Origin of the sequence: Luteipulveratus mongoliensis (genome assembly GCF_001190945.1) — a bacterium.
In the GTDB taxonomy this organism is placed as follows: domain Bacteria; phylum Actinomycetota; class Actinomycetes; order Actinomycetales; family Dermatophilaceae; genus Luteipulveratus; species Luteipulveratus mongoliensis.
The window spans coordinates 3,108,417-3,129,446 of the sequence record NZ_CP011112.1; the positions used below are offsets into that span (position 1 = coordinate 3,108,417).

Sequence of the window (21,030 nt, forward strand, 5' to 3'; positions counted from 1 at the left end):
CAGGGGCGTCTCTAGGCTGGACCGGTGCCAGTCCGCATCGACGATCCGTCCGACGAGCGAGTACGCGACTACTTCGCGCTGACCGATGTCGCCCTCCGTCGGGTGCTGGAACCCTGCGAGGGCCTCTATCTCGCCGAGAGCGAGAAGGTCATCCGGCGTGCGATCGGCGCCGGCCACCGACCGCGCTCGTTCCTGATGGGGGAGCGCTGGCTGGACGATCTGTCCGATCTCGTCGAGCAGGCTGAGGCCGACGACGTACCCGTCTTCGTGGCGGAGCCCGAGGTCATCGAGGAGATGACCGGATTTCACCTCCATCGCGGAGCCCTTGCTGCGATGCACCGCCCCGTCATGGCAGAGCCGTGCGACCTGCTGGCCGGAGCCCACCGGGTCGTCATCCTGGAGGACCTCGTCGACCACACCAACGTCGGAGCCGTCTTCCGCTCCGCGGCTGCCCTCGAGGTAGACGCCGTTCTCGTCACACCCCGGTGCGCGGACCCGCTCTATCGTCGTTCGGTGCGGGTGTCGATGGGCACGGTGCTGCAGGTGCCGTGGACCCGGATCGACCCGTGGCCGCAGGGCATCGAGCAGCTCCGTGACGATGGTTGGGTCGTCGCTGCTCTAGCACTCGACGATCGCTCAATCTCGTTGGCAGAGCTAGAGACTCAGCCACCAGACCGTCTCGCTCTGGTGCTCGGTGCGGAGGGCGATGGCCTGCGCCCGCGCACGGTCGCGGCCTGTGACCTCGTGGTCCGGATTCCCATGGCCGGCGGGGTCGACTCCCTCAACGTCGCCGCAGCCAGTGCGGTGGCGATGTGGGCCACTCGTCCGAAGGCCCGAGACCACCAGGTGTGACCTGACTCACGTGGATTTCGCGGTCCTCCACTTGACCGATGACCCCCTCGGTGCGATTAAGTAGGCAAGCCTTACCTAACCAGCGAGGAAGGATCGCGGTGCCTACCCGACCCCTGCGTCACCTGTTCCATCCGGCCAACGCCGACGACTACGCGGACATCCTGCACCGCGGTATCGATCATCTCGGAGATCACCTGCGCGAGGTCACCGGCCCCGCCCGTGGCGCCAGCCCCGAGCAGGCGGCCAAGCTGATCGATGACATCGATCTCGACGAGCCGGCGGGTGAGGTCGAGGACGTGCTGAGCGAGTTGTCGCGCGTGTATCTCGACGACACCGTGTGGTTCCACGAGCCGATGTACGCCGCCCACCTCAACTGTCCCGTCGTCATCCCGGCCCTCCTCGGTGAGCTGTTCGTCTCGTCGGTGAACTCCTCTCTCGACACCTTCGATCAGAGCGTCGGCGCCACCTACATCGAGCGCCACCTCATCGACTGGACGGCAGGACGAATCGGTTTCGGGGCGGGCTCGGACGGGGTCTTCACCAGTGGTGGGAGTCAGTCCAACCTGCAGGCCCTGCTGCTGGCCCGCGGCCGCCGACGTGGCGTACCCGCGGACCGTCTGCGCGTCCTGACCTCGCAGGACAGCCACTTCTCCGTGCAGAAGTCGGCGCGGCTGATGGGACTGTCGGACGACGCCGTGGTGACCGTGCCGACGGACGCGGCCCGACGGATGGACGTCGCCGCCCTGAAGCGGGCTCTCGAGACGTGCGACGCAGACGGACTGACCGTCATGGCCGTCGTCGCCACGGCCGGCACGACGGACTTCGGAGCGATCGACCCGATGCGCGCGATCGCCCAGGCCGCGGGGGCGTACGGCGCCTGGATGCATGTCGACGCGGCGTACGGCGGTGGCCTGCTCACCTCGCCGAGACGACGTCACCTGCTCGACGGCATCGAGCTGGCGGACTCGGTCACGATCGACTATCACAAGACGTTCTTCCAGCCGGTGTCCTCGAGCGCCATCGTCGTGCGCGATGGCAGCACGCTGCAGGAGGTGACGCACCACGCTGACTACCTCAACCCACGGTCCGCACAGCAGCCAAACCAGGTCGACAAGAGCCTGCAGACCACCCGCCGGTTCGATGCCCTCAAGCTGTGGATCACGTTGCGGCTCATGGGTGCTGACCAGATCGGTGACTACTTCGACACGGTCATCGACCTCGCGCAGGACGTCGCCGAGGTCGTCCGTGCCGATCGGGGCTTCGAGCTCGCGGCGGATCCGTCGCTCAGCACCGTGGTGTTCCGCTACCGCCCGCTCGGGATGAGTGAGAGCGACGCCGACGACCTCAACCCGCGGCTGCGGCAAGAGCTGTACGCCGGCGGTCGCGCGATGGTGGCCGGCACCAAGGTGGATGGCCGGTCCTGGCTCAAGCTGACGCTGCTCAACCCGATGGCGACGACCGAGCACATGGTCGAGATCCTCGACACGCTCCGGACCCTCGCGCGCGAGATCGATGCGCCGGCTCTCCTGGAGGTCAGCTGATGCACGAGTACGACTTCATCGGTGTCGGCCTGGGGCCGTTCAACCTTGGCCTCGCCGCGCTGACCGAGCCGCTCGACGAGCTGGACGGCCTGTTCCTCGAGGCTCGCGACCGGTTCGACTGGCACCCGGGGATGATGCTGCCGGACGCCACTCTCCAGGTGCCGTTCCTGGCCGACCTGGTCACCATGGCCGACCCGACCTCGCCGTTCTCCTTCCTGGCGTTCCTGAAGGACACCGGGCGGCTCTACTCCTTCTACATCCGCGAGAGCTTCTACCCGCTCCGTGCGGAGTACAACCAGTACTGCCAGTGGGTCAGCGACCGCCTGACATCGGTGCGCTTCGGCGAGGCCGTCGAGCGGGTCGAGCACGACGGCTCGGCGTACGTCGTCCGCACCAACCAGGGCGAGTCGTACCGCACGAAGCGGCTGGTGCTCGGCACGGGCACCCAGCCGAAGGTGCCGGACGCCTGCGCCGGCCTGGGCGGTCCCGCCATCCACACGTCCGACTACCTGACCCGCAAGGCCGACCTTCAGGACACCGGGTCGATCACGGTGGTGGGCAGCGGTCAGAGTGCCGCCGAGGTGTACGCCGACCTGCTGGCCGACATCGAGTCGCACGGCTACACGCTCAGCTGGGTGACGCGGTCACCGCGGTTCTTCCCGATGGAGTACACCAAGCTGACGTTGGAGATGACGTCGCCGGAGTACACCGCCTACTTCCAGGCACTGCCTGGTGAGAAGCGGGATGAGCTGCTCCGCGAGCAGCGCGGCCTCTACAAGGGGATCAGCTCGGACACGATCAACGACATCTTCGACACGCTCTACGCCAAGCAGGTGCACGGCGGTGTGGACACCAATCTGCTCACCTGTGCGGCCCTCACCGGCGCCGAGTGGGACGGCACGGCGTACACCCTCGACCTGCACCACACCGAGCAGCACGAGGACCTGCGCCTGAGGACTGAATCTCTTGTGCTGGCAACCGGATACGCGTCCAGCGTGCCTGCCTTCCTGGACCCGGTGCGCGACCGGATCCGCTGGGACGAGCGGGGAAGGTACGACGCGTCCTCGACCTACGCGGTCGACCGGGCAGGCGAGGAGATCTTCGTCCAGAACGGCGAGGAGCACACGCACGGCTTCGTGGCGCCCGACCTCGGGATGGGCGCCTATCGCAGCTCGGTGATCATCGCGGCGATGGTCGGCCGAGAGGTCTACCCAATCGAGAAGCGGATCGCGTTCCAGCAGTTCGGCGTGCCCGACCACCTCCGCCTGATGGCAGGTGCGGCCCGATGAGCACGCTGATGACGAGCAGCATCACCCTCGCACCATTCGACGGGGATCGCGACAGTGAGGTCCTGCACCAGTGGGTCACGCATCCTCGCTCGGTCTATTGGGGCATGCAGCACTCCTCGGTCAGTGATGTCGAGACGGCCTATCGCGGACTCGCACTGGACCCGTACCACCACGCGTTCGTCGGATTCGTGGACGCCCAGGCGCAGTTCCTCATGGAGGTCTACGACCCGCGACACCGCGAGCTGGCCGACGTGCCCGAGATCGAGCACGGCGACGTCGGGATGCACCTCTTGGTCGCACCTGCCGAACAACCCGTCCATGGCTTCACCAGGTCGGTCATGAGGGCCGTCCTGCAGTACTGCTTCCAACCTGAGGAGGTCCGACGCGTGGTCGTCGAGCCAGACGTACGCAACACCAAGATCGCTGCACTGAACGCGGCGGCAGGATTCCGCGTGGTGCGTGAGGTCCCGTTGCACGACAAGGTCGCTGCGCTGTCGTTCTGCACCCGCGCCCAGTTCGAGGCTTCGGAGCTCGGCGGTGACCTCGCGTGACGGCGACGATCCTGACCACGGCCGATCCCCGTCAGTACGCGACTCATCTCACTCCGACGTCGATGGATCGCGCCCAAAGAGCGTTGGTAGCCAAGGCGATTGGCGAGTTCACCCACGAACGCCTACTGGCGCCTCAGTCGGACCAGGACGGCTACCGGCTGGTGACGGGCGAGGGGCGGAGCACGTACTGGTTCCGCGCCCGGGTGCACGAGCTGGATCACTGGGTGGTCGAGCCCGAGTCGCTCGAGCGAGAGGTGGACGGCGTTCCGACGCGGCTCGATGCGCAGGACCTCATTGCGGAGCTCGCACCGGCACTCGGCATCCCGTCCTCGTTGCTGCCGACCTACCTCGAGGAGATTGCCAGCACGCTGTCCTCCTCCGCGTGGAAGCTGCAACGACCACAGGTCTCGTCAAGCGACCTGGTCGACGCGAGCTATCAAGAGATCGAGTCGGCGATGTCCGAGGGCCACCCGGCATTTGTCGCGAACAACGGCCGAATCGGTTACGGCGCAGACGATTACGCGGCGTACGCACCCGAGACCGGCAGCGCACTGAGGCTCGTGTGGCTGGCCGCCCGTCGCGAGATGTCCCACCTGTCCTGCGGCACGGGTCTGACCGAGCCGGATCTCTATCGCAGCGAGCTGGGGCAAGAGACCGTTGGTCGGTTCGACACCCGGCTGACCGAGCTCGGACTGGACCCGGCGGACTACCTCTATCTGCCAGTTCACCCCTGGCAGTGGGTCAACAAGCTCTCGATCACCTTCGCGCCGGACCTCGGCCGGCAGGACCTGGTGTGTCTTGGCGAGGGCGAGGACGACTACCAGGCGCAGCAGTCGATCCGGACGTTCTTCAACGCTTCTCGGTCGGAGCGCCACTACGTCAAGACCGCGCTGTCCATCCAGAACATGGGCTTCATGCGCGGTCTCTCACCGCGCTACATGGAGGCGACGCCGGCCATCAACGACTGGGTCGCCGACCTCGTCGCCAAGGATCCGACGCTGCAGGACTGTCGTTTCGGGGTGCTGCGCGAACGCGCGTCGATCGGTTACACCGGTGACGCGTTCCACCGGCTCGCGGATGTCTCGCCCTACCAGAAGATGATCGCGGCACTGTGGCGTGAGAGCCCGATGCCGGGCCTCGACGACAACGAGCGTCTCGCGACGATGGCGTCGCTCCTGCACCGTGACACCACGGGAACTGCGTTGGTATCAAAGATGATCGAGGCTTCACCGGTCGAGCCGGTCGAGTGGGTGCGGACCTACCTCCGCGCCCACCTGCGGCCACTGGTGCACTGCCTCTACCGTTATGAGCTGGCGTTCATGCCCCACGGTGAGAACCTCATCATGGTGCTGCGCGACAACGTCCCGGTGCGGATGCTGATGAAGGACATCGGCGAGGAGGTCGCCGTGATGGGCGACCTCGAGCTCCCGGCGGAGGTGGAGCGCATCAAGGCGGATGTCCCGCAGGCCGTACGCGCATTGGCGATCCACACCGACGTGTTCGACGGGTTCTTCCGCTACCTCGCGGCCATCCTCGACGACGACGGCGTGCTTCCGGCGTCGGAGTTCTGGGCCGAGGTGGCGCGCTGCATCGAGGAGCACCGCATCGATCACCCGGAGCTCGCGGAGGTCGCCGCGCGGTACGACCTGTTCCGCCCGACGTTCAAGCACAGCTGCCTCAACCGGCTCCAGCTGCGCAACACCCTGCAGATGGTCGACCTGGCGGACCAGGCCGAGTCGCTGATGTTCGCCGGCGAGCTCACCAACCCGATCGGGCGTCCGTCCACGGACCAGATCTGACCCGTACGCCGTCCGCTCACCTCGGGGGAGCGGACGGCGTGCAGCTCAGCTGCCCGGGACCGCGAAAGTTGCGGTGATGACGCCGCGCCCCAGGAGCTGGCCGCCGACGTTGAAGAGCGCCACGGCCGGGCTGACGTCCTCGTTGATGGGCAGCGGGTCGCCGCCTATGGCCTGCACCGCGAACATGTAGCGGTGCGGCCGGTCTCCGGCGGGTGGCGCCGCGCCGTCGTACTGCTTGTTGCCGAAGTCGTTGCGCACGTGGAACGCGCCCTCCGGCAGGTCCGCACCTGCAGCCAACGACGTGACGTCCGCAGGGATGCCGACTGCGATCCAGTGCCAGAAACCGGACGGCGTGGGCGCATCCGGGTCGAAGCAGGTCACGGCAAAGGACGTGGTGCCGTCCGGTGCGCCGGACCAGGAGAGCTGGGGTGAGGTGTTGCCACCGGTCATGCCCCAGTCGTTGAAGACCTGCGTGTCCGGCAGCGTGTCGCCGTCCGTGAAGGACTCGCTGGTCACCGTTAGGGACGGGACCTCGGGCAAGAGGGAGTAGGGATCAGGGTGCTCAGGTCGCTCGAGCTTCATGAGCCCGACACTAATCCCCACTCTTTCGCGAGGAGTGAGTACGACTCACGGCGCTCGGCCGCGTCGTGCACGTTGGTCGTGATCATGAGCTCGTCGGCGCCGCAGGCCTCGGCCCGCCGACGAATGCCGGCCGCGACCTCCTCCGGAGTGCCCACGGTGGCGAACTGGCCGAACGCCTGACCGATCGACTCATCCAGGTCGGTCCACGAGTACGCGTGGGCTTCCTCAGGACTCGGCAGCGGACCCGGACGGTTCTGCCGCAGGCGCACCATCGACAGGGCAGCCGCGCGGCCGAGCTGTCGAGCCCTCTCCGAGTCGGCTGACGTGATGGCCGCGACGGCGAGCAGAGAGTGCGGCTCCTGCATCGCGCCCTCGCGCTGCTGAGGCCGGAAGGAGGATCGGTAGGCGTCCATCGCCTCGACCGGGTCAGCTGTGCCGAAGTGGCCCGCGAACGCGAACGGGGTCCCGAAGGCTCCCGCTGCCTGTGCGCCGTAGAGGCTCGAACCGAGGATCCAGACGGGCGGGAGCGGGACATCGGTCGGCTGAGCGGAGATCGGACGGAACGGGTGCTCCTCAGGGAATCCGTCGACGTAGGCGATCAGCTCGGCGTACTGCTGTGGGAAGTCGTCAGCGCCGAGCGCCTCCCGGCTGCGACGCAGTGCGAGTGCCGTCAGCTGGTCTGTGCCAGGGGCCCGACCCAGCCCCAGATCGATCCGACCTGGATGGAGCGCCTCGAGCACCCGGAACGTCTCGGCGACCTGCAGGGGAGCGTGGTTCGGCAGCATGATGCCGCCGGCGCCAACCCGGATCGTGGCCGTGGCCGCGGCCACGGACGCGATCATCACCGGTGGCGCAGTGCTCGCGACGCTGGCGATGTTGTGGTGTTCGGCGACCCAGAAGCGTTGGTATTCATCGCGTTCCGTCGACTGGGCGAGCTCGATCGTCTCGCGTACGGCGTCCCCCGAAGTGCGACCGGACGAGACAGGGGACAGGTCCAGGACCGAAAGGGGAAGTGTCACCTCATGGGCAACAGCGCCGGCCAGTGACACATTCCGCTCAGACGATCCGCCACCGCCCGATGAGCGTGTCGTCCTCATGGAGCAGGGACGCGAGGGCGCCCTTGGACTCCAGCTCCTCGCTGTCGAGAATGCGGGGCCCGTGGCCCGCGCGTAGGAGAGGAGACCAGGTCAGGCAGAGCTCATCGACCAGTCCCAGAGTGACGAGCTCGCCAGCCAGTGTCGGGCCCCCTTCGCAGAGCACCCGAGTCAGACCGCGCTCGGCGAGGGCGCCAAGGGAGGCAGCCAGGTCGACACTCGAGTCTCCTTGCTGCACAACATGATCCGTGCCGATGGCTCGGCCCGACTCGGCCACCGCATCCGGGTCCGCATCAGTCGTGGTCAGCAAGATCACGGGGCCGCCTTCGCCTTCCGTCCGGAGCCGGCTCGGCACGATGCCGCTACGGGTGACGACCGCGATCGTGGGGTGGGCCTCTCGATCCTCGCGCAGCGACCGCCACCGCTCATCCACGACGGCCGGCGCATAGCTCTCGGCGCGCACCGTCCCGGCTCCGACCAGGATCACATCGGCCCACGCACGCAGGAGGGCGAACACGGCAGAGTCCGACGGGGTGTTGATGGTCCCGGACAGGCCGTCCTGGCCGGTGGCCGCACCGTCGAGTGTGCTGACCATGTTGAGTCGCACCAGGCGTCCGCCGGGTGGCGGCGCGATGTCGTACAGGTCGATGAGTGCGGCGTCTGAGACGTCGCCGGATCGCTTTGGAACTGGAAGCAACTGGCGCATTCCTCTATCAAACCGGTCTGCGTGCGAGGATGGCCCATGGCCAAGAAAAAGAAGAAGGACGACAAGAAGTCAAAGAAGAACGACGACCTGAAGAAGTCGTCCAAGAAGCACAAGGCCAGCAAGAAGGACGAGAAGCCCAAGGGCGGCGCCACCCTCGCAAAGTCATTGCGGGACGAGCTGGCCGTGTCCGCGGGATTCGTGCTGGCCGACCTCGACCCCGGTTCGACGCCTGGGTTCGACGGCGACAAGGACGATGCCGCTGAGGCCATGGCGTCCGTCGCTGACGAGCTCGCCGAGCTGCAGGAGCGCCTCTATGCCGACGGCCGCGACCGCGAGGGCCGGTCGGTGCTGCTGGTCATCCAGGGCATGGACACCTCTGGCAAGGGCGGCATCCTGCGCCACGTCGTGGGTGCGGTTGATCCTCAGGGCATCCAGCTCACGTCGTTCAAGGCGCCTTCGAAGGAAGAGCAGGCGCACCCCTTCCTCTGGCGCATCCGCAATGCGCTGCCGAAGCCTGGCTACATCGGTGTCTTCGACCGCTCGCAGTACGAAGACGTCCTCATCGTGCGCGTGCACGACCTGGTTCCGCGGTCCACGTGGGTGCGTCGCTATGGCCAGATCAACTCCTTCGAGGCTGGCGTCATCGAAAAGGGCACGGCCATCATCAAGGTGATGCTGCACATCTCCGAGGACGAGCAGAAGGCTCGGCTGCAGGAGCGTCTGGACCGGCCGGACAAGAACTGGAAGTTCAACCCTGCCGACGTCGACGAGCGAGAGTTCTGGGACGCCTATCAGGAGTCGTACCAGGCACTGCTCGACAAGACGTCGACCGACGAGGCGCCGTGGTATGTCGTGCCTGCGGACCACAAGTGGTACGCGCGGCTCGCCGTGCAGCAGCTGCTCCTGGAGCAGCTGCGCGAGATCGACCCGCAGTGGCCCGCGGCAACCTACGACGTCGAGGCTGAGAAGGCGCGCCTCGCCGACACCTGATCAGACCGTTGTCAGTGGCCGGTCGCCCGCAGCACGACGAGTGAGCGGCCGGTCACCGGCACCTCCGCGCCCGGTCCGAGGGCGACCACTTCAGCATCCGGGTCGTACGCCGCGTCGGTGGCCAGCGCGATCGTCCAGGTGCCGTCGTGCACATCCGGGACGGTGAAGTCGACCGAGTCACTGTGGGCGTTGAACATCAGCAGCATGTGGTCGTCGGTCACCGGCCGGCCGACGTCGTCCGGTGTGGTGATGGTCTCGCCGTTGAGAAAGACCATCAGCGTGCGGGCGTAGCCGTTGCGCCAGTCCAGCTCGTTCATCGGGAGTCCTGACGACGCGAACCAGGCGATGTCGCCCACCTCGCTCGCACCGCCGTGTGCCGCGTCGCCGGCGAAGAACCGTCGCCGACGGAACGTCGGATGCTGCTGACGAAGGGCGATGGCCGCCCGGGTGAAGTCGAGCAGGTCACGACGGTCGTCGTCCAGATCCCAGTCGACCCAGGCGATCTCGTTGTCCTGGCAGTAGACGTTGTTGTTGCCGCTCTGGGTGCGGCCGAGCTCGTCGCCGTGCGACAGCATGGGTACGCCCTGGCTCAGCAGGAGCGTGGCGAGGAAGTTGCGCTGCTGCTGAGCTCGCAGGCGGTTGACGTCCGCGTCGTCGGTCGGACCTTCGACCCCGCAGTTCCAGGAGCGGTTGTGGCTCTCGCCGTCCTGGTTGTCCTCACCGTTGGCCTCGTTGTGCTTCTCGTTGTACGAGACCAGGTCCCGCATCGTGAATCCGTCGTGCGCTGTGACGAAGTTGATGGACGCGATCGGGCGGCGCCCGGAGTGGGCGTACAGATCGCTGGAACCCGTGAGACGAGAAGCGAATTCGCCGAGTGCGGCAGCCTCGCCTCGCCAGTAGTCGCGGACCGTGTCGCGGTAGCGGCCGTTCCACTCGGTCCACAAGGGCGGGAAGTTGCCGACCTGGTAGCCGCCGTCGCCGAGGTCCCACGGCTCGGCGATCAGCTTGACTTGGGAGACGACCGGGTCCTGCTGGATGATGTCGAAGAACGCCGACAGGCGGTCGACCTCGTGGAACTGGCGCGCGAGCGTCGCCGCGAGGTCGAAGCGGAAGCCGTCGACGTGCATGTCGAGCACCCAGTAGCGCAGCGAGTCCATGATCAGCTGCAGTACGTGCGGGTTGCGCATCAGCAGGCTGTTGCCGGTGCCCGTCGTGTCGTAGTAATGCTTCTTGTCCTCGTCCACGAGCCGGTAGTACGCCGCGTTGTCGATGCCACGGAACGCCAGCGTCGGGCCGAGCTGGTTGCCCTCGGCCGTGTGGTTGTAGACCACGTCGAGGATCACCTCGATGTCCGCCTCGTGCAGCGCCTTGACCATCGCCTTGAACTCCGTGACCTGCTGGCCGCGTGATCCGGTGGCGCTGTAGGCGTTGTGCGGTGCGAGGAACCCGATGGTGTTGTAGCCCCAGTAGTTGGACAGCCCTTTCTCCTTGAGGGTGGTGTCCTGGACGTACTGGTGGACGGGCTGCAGCTCGATCGCGGTCACGCCGAGCTGCTGGAGGTGCTCGATGACCGCGGGATGGGCGATGCCGGCGTACGTGCCTCTGATCTCCTCGGGTACGTCCGGGTGGGTCATCGTGAGGCCGCGTACGTGGGCCTCGTAGATCACCGTGTCGTGGTACTCGTGGCCAGGCGGCCGGTCGCGGCCCCAGTCGAAGAACGGGTTGATGACGACCGAGAGCATGGTGTGCCCGAGCGAGTTGTCCTTGTTGCGCTTGCGCCGGTTGGCGAACCGGTAGGAGAACAGCGACTCATCGCCATCGATCTGACCGTCGATCGCCTTCGCGTAGGGATCGAGGAGCAGCTTGCTCGGGTCGCATCGGTGGCCCGCTGAGGGGTCGTACGGCCCGTGCACCCGATAGCCATAGCGCTGTCCGGGCTGGATTCCTGGCACGAATCCGTGCCAGACGTGCCCGTCGACCTCAGTCAGCTCGACCCGCTGCTCGGCCCCGTCGTCGTCGATCAGGCAGAGCTCGACGCGCGCGGCAACTTCGGTGAAGATCGCGAAATTGACCCCGCTGCCGTCGTACGTTGCACCCAACGGATAGGCCTTGCCGGGCCAGATGTCCACCAGTTTCCTCTCCTGTCTCGCCGACTCTCGGCCATTGTGGTGCACAACGCACGGGGCTTGCGCGGCTACCGTGGTCTGCGTGAACCGACGCACAGCAGAGGCGCCCGGGTGGTAACGGGCCTGAAGCCGCAGCTCAAGCGCCTGCTGTCTCACGTACCCGGACTGCTCAACCTGGCCCGGCTGACGGCTGAGACCGTACGCGTCTGCATGCGCTGGCGCGTGACGGGACTTGCCGCCGAGGCAGGCTTCTTCGCCCTGCTCTCCCTGCCGCCACTGATCTTCGGGCTGCTGGGCGCCGTGGGTTATCTGGCCAAGCCGTTCGGCGCCAACGTCCGCGAGCAGGTCACGAAAAGCATCATCGACTACGCCGACCAGTTCCTCACGCCGGACGTCATCAACAACGTGATCCAGCCCACGCTGAACCAGGCGCTGAGTGGCGGTCGTGCTGACGTCATCTCGATCGGATTCCTGCTGAGTCTGTGGTCCGGCTCGCGGTGCCTCAATGTGCTGCTCGACACCATCTCGATCATGTACGGCCAGGGCGGGATGCGGGGGATCATCCGGACTCGTGTCATGAGCCTGTCGCTGTACTTCGTCTCGTTGCTGTTCGCCGCGGTACTGATCCCGCTGATGCTGATCGGGCCGGACCTGCTGAGCAGGATCGTGCCCAAGAGCCTGCAGTTCCTGATGATTCTGTATTGGCCGTTGGTCGGCGGTCTGACCATCCTCGGTTTCGCGACGCTGTTCTACATCGCCACGCCCAAGCGCGCGCCGTGGGTACGTGACCTGCCGGGCGCGACGCTGACACTCGTGATCTGGGTGCTGTCGTCGTACGGCTTGCGCTACTTCCTCGGCAACTCGGTCGACGGGTTCAGCGTCTACGGTCCGTTGTCGGCCACGATCGTTGTGCTGATCTGGCTGTACTTCCTGGGCATCGGCGTGCTGATCGGTGCGGCCCTCAACGCCGCGGCTTCGCGGCTGTGGCCGCCGCCTGAGGTCGCCCCGATCTCGGAGAAGGCCAGGGAGTGGCTCGGGGAGGGTGTCGCACGGCTTCGCCCCGACGAACCGCGTGAACCGCGCAACGGATCGAGCAAGGCCGCGTCGACGGAAGACGAAGACTCGACCGGCTTGGACTCGTCCCGCGCCATCGGCTAGTGTCGGCGGGCAGCGAGACGGCGTAGCCGCCCCGCTGCGACCACGCGGACATAGCTCAGTTGGTAGAGCGCAACCTTGCCAAGGTTGAGGTCGCCGGTTCGAGCCCGGTTGTCCGCTCTGATCTCCTTGCGAGATCCTGTCTGGGAGACCAGACGTGGTGGAGTGGCCGAGAGGCGAGGCAACGGCCTGCAAAGCCGTCTACACGGGTTCAAATCCCGTCTCCACCTCCAGATCCGACGACTAGCATCACGACATGTCGTCACCGGCCGAGATCACGGTCAACGGTGTACGCCGCTCGTTGAGTGATGCGACACCCCACACCTCCTTGCTCACCTGGCTTCGCGGCCAGGGCCTCACAGGCGCCAAGGAAGGCTGCGCCGAAGGTGAGTGTGGTGCCTGCTCGGTGCTGGTCGCCCGCGCTGACCAGGAGCACGGTGCCCGTTGGACAGCTCTGAACGCGTGCCTTCCTCCCGCCTTGGGCCTGGACGGCCAGGAGATCGTCACCGCGGAGGGGCTCGGGTCTCCTGTGTCGCTGCACCCGGTACAGCGTGAGATGGCCCTGCGCGGCGGCTCGCAGTGCGGCTACTGCACTCCTGGGTTCGTCTGCAGCATGGCCGCCGAGTTCTACCGACCGGATCGTGCTGCGGACGGCGACGACAACGGGTTCGATCCGCACGCCCTGTCGGGCAACCTCTGCCGCTGCACCGGCTATCGACCGATCCTGGAAGCCGCCGCCGCACTGGACGCGCCGGCTCAGGACGACACCCTGACCACCCGACTCGCCGCCTCGGCACCCACAGCGGCCGCGACCCACCTCGAGGCCGACGGTGCGGCGTACGACCGTCCCGCCGACCTCGCGACAGTGCTGGGTCTCCTGGCCGAGGACGGTGAGGTCCGTGTGGTCGCCGGGGCCACGGACTGGGGCGTCGACGTCAACCTCAAGCACGTACGCGACCCACGCCTCGTCGCCATCGATCACCTGGCCGAGCTGCGTGAGCTCGAGGTCAGCGACGACCAGATCACGATCGGCGCGGCACTGACGCTCAGCGAGATCGAGCGCTCCCTCGATGCGCGAGTCCCGTTGCTGGACAAGCTGTTTCCGCTCTTCGCATCACGCCTGATCCGCAACGCTGCGACCATCGGCGGCAACCTCGGCACCGGATCACCGATCGGTGACTGCGCTCCCGTGCTCCTCGCTCTTGATGCCTCAGTGCGACTCGTCAGCGCGGCCGGCGAACGCGTGGTGCCGCTCGCGGACTACTTCACCGGATACCGCACGTCTGTACGCCGTCCGGACGAGCTGATCGCCGCGGTGGTGGTGCCACTGCCGCTCGCTGAGCACACGACCTTCGTGAAGGCGGCCAAGCGGCGCTATGACGACATCTCGAGCGTGGCGGTGGCCATCGCGATCCGTCTCGACGGGGGAGCCGTGACCGGGGCGCGCATCGGGCTCGGCGGAGTCGCCGCGACGCCGGTTCGAGCGAAGGCTGCCGAGGACGCCTTGACGGGTCAGCCTTGGGACGAGGCTCATGTCGCCGCAGTGGCCGACCTGCTCGCCGCCGAGGGCACGCCGATCGATGACCACCGGGCCAGCTGTGCGTACCGGCAGGCGATGCTGCGGCAGGCGCTGCTGCGCGCTCACCTCGAGAGCACGGAGCAGGAGGTGCCGGCATGAGCGAGCTCAGCAGCCGTCCGCCGAGCGGAACCATCGGAGCCGCGCAGCCGCACGAGAGCGCAGCCGGCCACGTCACGGGGCACGCCCGCTACACCGAGGACCTTGCGGCGCTGTCTCCGAACGCCCTGCATGCGTGGCCCTGCCAAGCTCCGCACGCGCACGCCCGGGTGACGCGTCTCGACGTGACTGCGGCCCGCGAGGTGCGTGGCGTCGTACTCGTCCTGACTGCTGAGGACGTACCCGGCGTCAACGACTCGGGCACATCCCACGACGAGCCGCTGTTCCCGGACGAAGTGATGTTCCACGGACAGGCCGTCTGCTGGGTCGTGGGCGAGACGCTGGAGTCGGCGCGCAGGGGAGCGGCCGCGGTCCAGGTCGAGTACGAGCCTCTCCCAGCAGTTCTCACGCTACGCGAGGCGATCGATGCGAGCAGCTTCCAGGGGGCGTCCCCGACGGTGCAGCGCGGTGATGCGGCTAGTGCGTTGTCCGGCGCGGCTCGCACGTTCAGCGGCGAGGTTGACATCCCCGGCCAGGAGCACTTCTACCTCGAGACGCACGCGTCCCTCGCCCGCGTGGACGAGGCGGGTCAGGTGTTCATCCAGAGCAGCACTCAGCACCCCACGGAGACCCAGGAGATCGTCGCCCACGTGCTCGGGCTGCGCAGTCACGAGGTCACGGTCCAATGCCTGCGGATGGGCGGCGGGTTCGGCGGCAAGGAGATGCAGCCACACGGCTACGCAGCGGTCGCCGCTCTTGCTGCGGCGCGCACCGGACGTGAGGTGTCGGTCCGGCTCAACCGCACCCAGGACATGACCATGACGGGCAAGCGGCACCCGTTCCACGCGTCCTACTCTGTGGGCTTCGACCAGGACGGCCATCTCGTCGCGCTGGACGCCACCCTGACAGCTGACGGCGGATGGTCCCTCGATCTGTCCCAGCCCGTGCTCGCTCGTGCCCTGTGCCACGTCGAGAACTCCTACTGGATCCCTCACGTGCTGGTTCATGGGCGAATTGCCTTGACCCACAAGACTTCTCAGACCGCGTTCCGTGGCTTCGGAGGTCCCCAGGGGATGCACGTGATCGAGGAGATTCTCGGTCGCTGCGCACCACAGCTCGGGATCCCGGCCGACGAGCTGCGGCGGCGCAATCTCTACCAGCCAGGCCAAACCACGCCGTACGGCCAGGACGTGCGCCATGCGGAGCGTCTCGAGCGGATCTGGGACGAGGTGTCGGAGGACGCCGACCTGGCGACTCGGCGGGCCGCGATCGGCGACTTCAACGCGCGACATCAGCACGTCAAGCGCGGAATCGCCACGACACCAGTGAAGTTCGGCATCTCCTTCAACCTGACGGCCTTCAACCAGGCGGGTGCCCTGGTGCTGGTCTATAAAGACGGATCGGTCCTCATCAACCACGGTGGTACCGAGATGGGACAAGGCCTGCACACCAAGATGATTCAGGTGGCGGCCACGGCCCTGGGAGTGCCGCAGAGCATCGTTCGACTGGCACCCACTCGCACCGACAAGGTGCCGAATACATCTGCTACTGCTGCGAGCTCGGGATCAGACCTCAACGGCGGTGCCGTCAAGAACGCCTGCGAGCAGATTCGCGCACGGCTGGCTGCCGTCGCCGCCGGACAGCTCGGGGTGCCACCGGGAGACGTTCGATTCGCCGACGGTGTGATCACGGGTCTGGGTGCTCCCGGCAAGGAGATCGCCTTCGCTGACCTGGTGCGGTCGGCGTACCTCCAACGCGTGCAGCTGTCGGCCGCTGGGTTCTACCGGACCGAGGGCCTGCACTGGGACGCGACGACCATGGCGGGCTCGCCGTTCAAGTACTTCGCCTACGGCGCCGCGGTCGCCGAGGTCGAGGTCGATGGCTTCACCGGCGCCTATCGGACGCGACGCGTCGACATCGTGCACGACGTCGGGGACAGCCTCTCGCCGCTGGTCGATCTCGGACAGATCGAGGGCGGATTCGTCCAGGGCGCAGGGTGGTTGACGCTCGAAGACCTCCGCTGGGACACCAGTGACGGTGACAACCGAGGGCGTCTCGCGACGCAGAGCGCGAGCACCTACAAGCTGCCGAGCCTGTCCGAGATGCCGGAGGACTTCCGCGTACGCCTCCTGGAGCACGCAGCCGAGGACGGCGCGGTCTACGGCTCCAAGGCTGTCGGAGAGCCGCCGCTGATGCTCGCCTTCTCGGTGCGCGAGGCGCTTCGTCAGGCTGCCGCTGCCTTCGGACCCGACGGCTGCGTCGTCGACCTCGCGAGCCCCGCCACACCTGAGGCGGTCTACTGGGCGCTCGACGGTGCTCGTACGTCTGCCTCGCCGGCTCCCTCGACCTCACCGGCGCAGGTGCCTGCGGCCACGGGCGGCTGAGATGGATTGGCTCGACGGGGTCACCGAGCTGCACGCGTCTGGTCAGGCCGGTGTCCTGGTCACGGTGGCGATCGCGCGCGGGCACACGCCGCGGGAGGCGGGCGCCAAGATGGTCGTGTCGCTCGACCGCACGTGGGGGAGCGTGGGCGGCGGCAACCTCGAGGCAGAGGCGATCGAACGTGGCAGAAGCATGCTGCAGGAGGCGCTCGGGCCGCCCTCACTGCTCGACGTTGCCCTCAACGACAGAGCGCCGCACAAGCACGGACGGCAGTGCTGTGGTGGCCAGGTGACCCTGCTGTTCGAGCCGCTCACGGTGGCGCCGACGGTGGCGATCTTCGGCGTCGGCCATGTCGGTCTGGAACTCGCACGCATCCTGGGCCGCCTCGACGTGCGGCTCGTGCTGATCGACTCTCGTCCAGAGCAGCTGGCGGACGAGCGTCTGCGACCCGCCTTGGACGGCCCGGCGACGGTCGACGTACGTCATCTCCCGGTTCCCGAGGCGGCGCTGGCGGACCTTCCCCCGGGCAGTCATGTCCTGGTGATGACGCACGACCACGCCGAGGACGCCGCCCTCTGCGACTCGGCGCTGCGGCGTACGGACCTGGGCAGCATCGGCCTGATCGGGTCGAGCGCGAAGTGGCAGCGCTTCCGCAAGACCCTGGGAGAGCAGGGCCACACGGAGGCCGACCTCGCCCGCATCACGACACCGATCGGCGTACCGGGAGTTGGCGGCAAGGAGCCTGCGACGATCGCGCTCAGCGTGGCCGCCGCGCTCCTGCCGCTCCTGACGACGCGTCAGTAGGTGACGCGGTCCCCCTTGTCCAGCCACCGCTCGAACGGCGCGAAGGCGGCCGGCACGGTCACGTGGGCGACCGACGTCGGCCACTGCGACCGCTCCGTCGCGAACAGGTCGTAGAACGCGCGGTCGTCGAACCCGCCGCGCGCTGCATCGTCGCGATCGGCGGCGTACACAACTCGGTCCAGGCGTGCCCACAGCGCGGCCGACATGCAGAGGGGACATGGCTCGCACGACGTGTAGAGCACGGCGCCCTTGAGCGAGAAGTCGCCGATGGCCTGCGCCGCTGCACGGATGGCGACGACCTCGGCGTGCGCGGTCGGATCCAGGTCTCGCGTCACGCGATTGACGCCTTCGGCGAGAACTTTGCCGCCTGCGACCACGACTGCGCCGAACGGGCCGCCACCAGCACCGACGTTGTCGCGGGCGAGCGTGATCACGTGCTGAAGCCAACGGTCGTCCGAGTCGGGTGTGGTGTCCTGGGACTGACTCGTGCCTGGCTCGCCGCTCATGGCGTCATCAGACCACACACACCGCGCGCCCGTTTTGGGCGAGCGGGGATTCGTCGGCTACAGTTCTCTCCGTTGCCCAGACCATTCGGTCGGTGGCAGCAGGCGGACATAGCTCAGTTGGTAGAGCGCAACCTTGCCAAGGTTGAGGTCGCCGGTTCGAGCCCGGTTGTCCGCTCTCTCGACCTCCTTCGTGGGGGTCGAGCCAGGGCGATTGGCGCAGTGGTAGCGCGCTTCCTTGACACGGAAGAGGTCACTGGTTCAAACCCAGTATCGCCCACCAGTACGGAACGGCCCCTGACCTGCGAAGACGCAAGGTCAGGGGCCGTTGTCGCGCCACACACTGGCCAAAACGAGGCGTCGCCTTCGACGAGGTCAGTGTCGCGGCGACCCGCGGGCGCCAGTTCCTTAGGTGCAGTGGTTGGTCGGACTCATGCTGAGTCCCCGAGGAAGTCGACCGCGACCGACGCGAACCTGTCGTGGAACTGGAATATCCCGCCATGGCCAGAGTCGGGGTAGATGATCAGCTCGCTGCCCTTGATACGGCGCTGGAGGTCTTCGGAGAGGACTGACGGCACCATGCGATCGTGATCGCCGTTGGCGATCAGGGTCGGCTGGGTGAGCGTGGACAGGTCAGAGGGGTCGGACCGCCCGAACTTCTTGATGGCCCTCAGCTGGGTCCGCAGCGCCTTGAGGCTGATCGGGGCGTCTCGATCGACGGTGCGCTCCTCCAGTCGCTTGATGAAAGCCTTCGCGGCGGACTTGCCGGTCTGGTCGCGTTTGAAGAACAGGAACTCCTTCGGGTCCGACCGGGTGAGAGTCGCCCGCAGGATGTCCCGATAGGTGGTGCCGACAACCTTGTCGATGCCCGCGCCGCCGCGCGGCCCGGTCCCGGTCAGTACGAGCTTGCGGACCAGTTCGGGGTGCTTGAGGACCAGCTCCTGGGCGATGAACCCGCCCATCGAGAAGGAGAAGATATCGATCCTCTCGAAGCCGAGCGCAGCGATGAGCTCGTAGGCGTGATCGGCGGCCGCTTCGATCGTGTCGGGCACCTTTCCGGTCGAGGCACCCACGCCGCGCTGGTCGAAGGTGATGACGTGTCGCTTCTTCGCGATGGGATCGACGATGCGCGGGTCCCAGTTGTCCATGGTCGCGGCGAGGTGCACGAAGAAGACGACGGGGATACCGCCCTTCGGACCCAGTTCCCGGTACGCGTACGTCGTGCCTCCGACACGGATGGTGCGCGCTGGGGCGTCGCCATACGCCGTGATGATGGGCTCATTGCTCCCGTTGGCGCCGTGACGAGCACGAGCCCACCAGCCACCCGGCTGGTCATCGGGTGATCACGATCTTGCCGTTGGCCTTGCCCTGCTCGACGTAGGCCATCGCGTCGATGGTCGCCGCGAACGGGAAGGTGCGGTCGAGCACCGGGCGGAGGGTGCCGGTGTCGTACAGCGCGGCGAGCGTCTTCAGCTGTGCGCCACTCGCCTTCATGAAGAGGAACGAGTAACGCACGTCGAGCTTCCGGGCGCGAGAGCGGATCTTGCGACTCATCACCGCCATGACCGGTTTGAGAACTGGCCGGCCCAGCTGGGTTGCGAAGTGCGGATCGGGCGGGCCGACCACGCTGATCGCCAGGCCGCCCGGCTTGAGGACGGTCAGTGACTTCTCGAGACTCGCCAGGCCGAGTGAGTCCAGCACGACGTCGTACCCGGCCAGGACGTCGGCGAAGTCGGTGCTCGTGTAGTCGACGACCTCGTCAGCGCCGAGGGCGCGAACCTTGTCGACGTCCTTGGTGCTGGCAGTCGTCGCGACGTATGCACCCAGGTGCTTGGCGACCTGGATGACCGTGGAGCCGAGGCCGCCGGCGCCGGCGTGGACGAGGACTTTCTGCCCGGGTCGGACGTCGGCGAGGTCGACCAGTGCCTGCCAGCCAGCGAGTGCGACCAGCGGCACGGCGGCGGCTTCCTCGAAGGAGAGAGAGGTCGGCTTCAGCGCAACGTCAGAAGCGTCGATGGCGATCTGCTCGGCGAAGGTCCCGATCCGCAGGTCGCGGGGACGGGAGTAGACCTCGTCGCCGACCTTGAATTCCGTGACGTCGGCGCCAACGTGGGTGACAGCACCGGCGACGTCGTGGCCGAGAGCGAAGGGCCGCTTGTACTTGATCAGCTGCTTGAACTCGCCGTTGCGGACCATCTTGTCGAGCGGGTTGATGCTCGCCGCGCGCACCTCGACCAGGACGTCGCGGGGGCTGACCGTCGGCGCCGGGACCTCGGCTGCCTTGAGTCCGTCGGGGCCGTAGTGGGTGACGACGAAGGCCTTCATTCTGTGTCCTGTCTGGACGCGCGTGCGGGAGGGTGCGGGGTGGTGGCAAGGGCCATCGCGCTGGAGTACCCCGCCGCGAGAATGCGATCCGACAGCTCGGGGTCGGTGACTGCGCGGGCGGCCTGGAGTGAGCCAACTAGCAGGGAGAACAGACCGATCGCACGCTCACTGGTCCGCTGCGGATCACCGTCGTCGAGGTGGTGGGCGATCGCCTCGATCATCGCGCTGGCGCCGCGGGTATAGGCCTCCCGGACCGCGACATCGCACCGACCGATCTCATCCAGCAGCGCTGCGGATGGGCAGCCGCCAGGGAGATCGTCGCGATGGGCGGGGGAGAGGTACTCGCGGACAAACGCCTCAACCGAGGCAAGCCCGACCGGCAGGGAGCTGACGACCGCGACCTGGTCCGCGAGCTGCTGCGCGACGACTGAGGCGACCAGATCGTCTTTCGAGGCGAAGTGGCCATAGAAGGCGCCGTTGGTGAGTCCGGCGTCGGCGACCAGGGCGGCGATGCCGGACCGGTCGATGCCGTCGCTCTTGAACCGCCGTCCGGCAGTCTCGATCATCCGGCGCCGGGTCGCTTCCTTGTGCTCGGGGCTGTACCTCGCCATGACCTGGATCTCCTTCGGGTAACATTACGATCATACTATTACGAA

Annotated in this window: 18 protein-coding genes and 4 tRNA genes; 14 read left to right on the forward strand and 8 right to left on the reverse strand. The window is 67.2% G+C overall.

The genetic code is table 11. The annotated features are described in order from the left end of the window. Window positions 1-24: 24 nt before the first annotated feature. From VV02_RS14750 to VV02_RS14770, 5 genes are all read left to right on the forward strand, one after another. The gene (locus VV02_RS14750) at window positions 25-852 is read left to right on the forward strand and encodes a TrmH family RNA methyltransferase (protein WP_052592624.1); all 828 of its coding nucleotides are present in this window, start codon (window positions 25-27) and stop codon (window positions 850-852) included. Between the two features lie 98 nt (window positions 853-950). After that, window positions 951-2,393, forward strand: a complete 1,443-nt coding sequence (locus VV02_RS14755; protein ID WP_245633087.1) for a pyridoxal phosphate-dependent decarboxylase family protein — start codon at window positions 951-953, stop codon at window positions 2,391-2,393. Beyond that, window positions 2,393-3,682: a lysine N(6)-hydroxylase/L-ornithine N(5)-oxygenase family protein gene (locus tag VV02_RS14760; protein ID WP_052592626.1), complete on the forward strand. Its 1,290-nt coding sequence runs from the start codon at window positions 2,393-2,395 to the stop codon at window positions 3,680-3,682. Before VV02_RS14755 ends, VV02_RS14760 begins: the two co-directional genes overlap by 1 nt. Then, window positions 3,679-4,233, forward strand: a complete 555-nt coding sequence (locus tag VV02_RS14765; RefSeq protein WP_083450182.1) for a GNAT family N-acetyltransferase — start codon at window positions 3,679-3,681, stop codon at window positions 4,231-4,233. The genes VV02_RS14760 and VV02_RS14765 overlap by 4 nt, the downstream gene beginning before the upstream one ends. Beyond that, the gene (locus VV02_RS14770; RefSeq protein ID WP_052592628.1) at window positions 4,230-6,032 is read left to right on the forward strand and encodes an IucA/IucC family protein; all 1,803 of its coding nucleotides are present in this window, start codon (window positions 4,230-4,232) and stop codon (window positions 6,030-6,032) included. The genes VV02_RS14765 and VV02_RS14770 overlap by 4 nt, the downstream gene beginning before the upstream one ends. Before the next feature lie 45 nt (window positions 6,033-6,077). Here VV02_RS14770 and VV02_RS14775 read toward each other — a convergent pair whose 3' ends face one another. The 3 genes from VV02_RS14775 to VV02_RS14785 are packed head-to-tail and all read right to left on the reverse strand — an operon-like array spanning window position 6,078 to window position 8,405. Next, a complete protein-coding gene (locus VV02_RS14775; protein WP_052592630.1) occupies window positions 6,078-6,614 on the reverse strand; it encodes a YbhB/YbcL family Raf kinase inhibitor-like protein in 537 nt (178 codons plus the stop codon). Further along, entirely contained in the window at window positions 6,611-7,633 is a 1,023-nt protein-coding gene (locus VV02_RS14780) for an LLM class flavin-dependent oxidoreductase (RefSeq protein ID WP_052592633.1), read from the reverse strand. The genes VV02_RS14775 and VV02_RS14780 overlap by 4 nt, the downstream gene beginning before the upstream one ends. 37 nt (window positions 7,634-7,670) lie before the next feature. Further along, window positions 7,671-8,405, reverse strand: a complete 735-nt coding sequence (locus VV02_RS14785) for a dihydrofolate reductase family protein (protein WP_169787696.1) — start codon at window positions 8,403-8,405, stop codon at window positions 7,671-7,673. Between the two features lie 45 nt (window positions 8,406-8,450). Here VV02_RS14785 and VV02_RS14790 point away from each other — a divergent pair, with 45 nt between their 5' ends. Then, entirely contained in the window at window positions 8,451-9,404 is a 954-nt protein-coding gene (locus VV02_RS14790) for a polyphosphate kinase 2 family protein (protein ID WP_083450184.1), read from the forward strand. A gap of 11 nt (window positions 9,405-9,415) precedes the next feature. On the opposite strand, the gene glgX is transcribed toward VV02_RS14790, so the two are convergent. Beyond that, window positions 9,416-11,533, reverse strand: a complete 2,118-nt coding sequence (glgX, locus tag VV02_RS14795) for a glycogen debranching protein GlgX (protein WP_052592637.1) — start codon at window positions 11,531-11,533, stop codon at window positions 9,416-9,418. A 108-nt stretch (window positions 11,534-11,641) separates the two neighbouring features. On the opposite strand from glgX, the gene VV02_RS14800 reads away from it, so the two are divergent. The 6 genes from VV02_RS14800 to xdhC all read left to right on the forward strand — a co-directional run bounded on the left by VV02_RS14800 (window position 11,642) and on the right by xdhC (window position 17,546). Then, entirely contained in the window at window positions 11,642-12,688 is a 1,047-nt protein-coding gene (locus VV02_RS14800; protein WP_052592639.1) for a YihY/virulence factor BrkB family protein, read from the forward strand. A 44-nt stretch (window positions 12,689-12,732) separates the two neighbouring features. Continuing rightward, window positions 12,733-12,805, forward strand: a tRNA-Gly gene (locus tag VV02_RS14805). Between the two features lie 39 nt (window positions 12,806-12,844). After that, a tRNA-Cys gene (locus VV02_RS14810) sits at window positions 12,845-12,918 on the forward strand. Between the two features lie 23 nt (window positions 12,919-12,941). Further along, window positions 12,942-14,363, forward strand: a complete 1,422-nt coding sequence (locus VV02_RS14815) for a xanthine dehydrogenase small subunit (RefSeq protein WP_052592641.1) — start codon at window positions 12,942-12,944, stop codon at window positions 14,361-14,363. Next, window positions 14,360-16,744, forward strand: a complete 2,385-nt coding sequence (xdhB, locus tag VV02_RS14820) for a xanthine dehydrogenase molybdopterin binding subunit (protein WP_052592643.1) — start codon at window positions 14,360-14,362, stop codon at window positions 16,742-16,744. Before VV02_RS14815 ends, xdhB begins: the two co-directional genes overlap by 4 nt. 1 nt (window position 16,745) lies before the next feature. Beyond that, window positions 16,746-17,546, forward strand: coding sequence for a xanthine dehydrogenase accessory protein XdhC (gene xdhC / locus VV02_RS14825; RefSeq protein WP_052592648.1), 801 nt, complete (start codon window positions 16,746-16,748; stop codon window positions 17,544-17,546). On the opposite strand, the gene VV02_RS14830 is transcribed toward xdhC, so the two are convergent. Beyond that, window positions 17,540-18,052, reverse strand: a complete 513-nt coding sequence (locus VV02_RS14830; protein ID WP_052592649.1) for a nucleoside deaminase — start codon at window positions 18,050-18,052, stop codon at window positions 17,540-17,542. The genes xdhC and VV02_RS14830 overlap by 7 nt on opposite strands. 102 nt (window positions 18,053-18,154) lie before the next feature. Here VV02_RS14830 and VV02_RS14835 point away from each other — a divergent pair. Together VV02_RS14835 and VV02_RS14840 are read left to right on the forward strand one after the other, a co-directional pair. Next, window positions 18,155-18,227 (forward strand) — tRNA-Gly (locus tag VV02_RS14835). 30 nt (window positions 18,228-18,257) lie between these two features. Then, window positions 18,258-18,332: transfer RNA gene (locus tag VV02_RS14840), tRNA-Val, on the forward strand. Between the two features lie 148 nt (window positions 18,333-18,480). Here the strand turns inward: VV02_RS14840 and VV02_RS14845 are convergent. From VV02_RS14845 to VV02_RS14855, 3 genes are read right to left on the reverse strand one after another with little or no spacing between them, the layout of a single operon-like run. After that, window positions 18,481-19,323, reverse strand: coding sequence for an alpha/beta fold hydrolase (locus tag VV02_RS14845; protein ID WP_052592650.1), 843 nt, complete (start codon window positions 19,321-19,323; stop codon window positions 18,481-18,483). Between the two features lie 58 nt (window positions 19,324-19,381). Beyond that, window positions 19,382-20,374 carry an NADP-dependent oxidoreductase gene (locus tag VV02_RS14850; RefSeq protein WP_052592651.1) on the reverse strand — a complete coding sequence of 331 codons (993 nt, stop codon included), beginning with the start codon at window positions 20,372-20,374 and terminating at the stop codon, window positions 19,382-19,384. Continuing rightward, a complete protein-coding gene (locus VV02_RS14855; RefSeq protein ID WP_052592652.1) occupies window positions 20,371-20,985 on the reverse strand; it encodes a TetR/AcrR family transcriptional regulator in 615 nt (204 codons plus the stop codon). Before VV02_RS14855 ends, VV02_RS14850 begins: the two co-directional genes overlap by 4 nt. Between the last annotated feature and the right edge of the window lie 45 nt (window positions 20,986-21,030).

Bases quoted from the DNA above. Each gene is read 5' to 3' on its own strand.
- VV02_RS14830 (WP_052592649.1), bottom strand. From the start codon at position 18,052: ATGAGCGGCGAGCCAGGCACGAGTCAGTCCCAGGACACCACACCCGAC.
- xdhB (WP_052592643.1), top strand. From the start codon at position 14,360: ATGAGCGAGCTCAGCAGCCGTCCGCCGAGCGGAACCATCGGAGCCGCG.
- VV02_RS14765 (WP_083450182.1), top strand. From the start codon at position 3,679: ATGAGCACGCTGATGACGAGCAGCATCACCCTCGCACCATTCGACGGG.
- xdhC (WP_052592648.1), top strand. From the start codon at position 16,746: ATGGATTGGCTCGACGGGGTCACCGAGCTGCACGCGTCTGGTCAGGCC.
- VV02_RS14760 (WP_052592626.1), top strand. From the start codon at position 2,393: ATGCACGAGTACGACTTCATCGGTGTCGGCCTGGGGCCGTTCAACCTT.
- VV02_RS14775 (WP_052592630.1), bottom strand. From the start codon at position 6,614: ATGAAGCTCGAGCGACCTGAGCACCCTGATCCCTACTCCCTCTTGCCC.
- VV02_RS14790 (WP_083450184.1), top strand. From the start codon at position 8,451: ATGGCCAAGAAAAAGAAGAAGGACGACAAGAAGTCAAAGAAGAACGAC.
- VV02_RS14855 (WP_052592652.1), bottom strand. From the start codon at position 20,985: ATGGCGAGGTACAGCCCCGAGCACAAGGAAGCGACCCGGCGCCGGATG.
- VV02_RS14815 (WP_052592641.1), top strand. From the start codon at position 12,942: ATGTCGTCACCGGCCGAGATCACGGTCAACGGTGTACGCCGCTCGTTG.
- VV02_RS14850 (WP_052592651.1), bottom strand. From the start codon at position 20,374: ATGAAGGCCTTCGTCGTCACCCACTACGGCCCCGACGGACTCAAGGCA.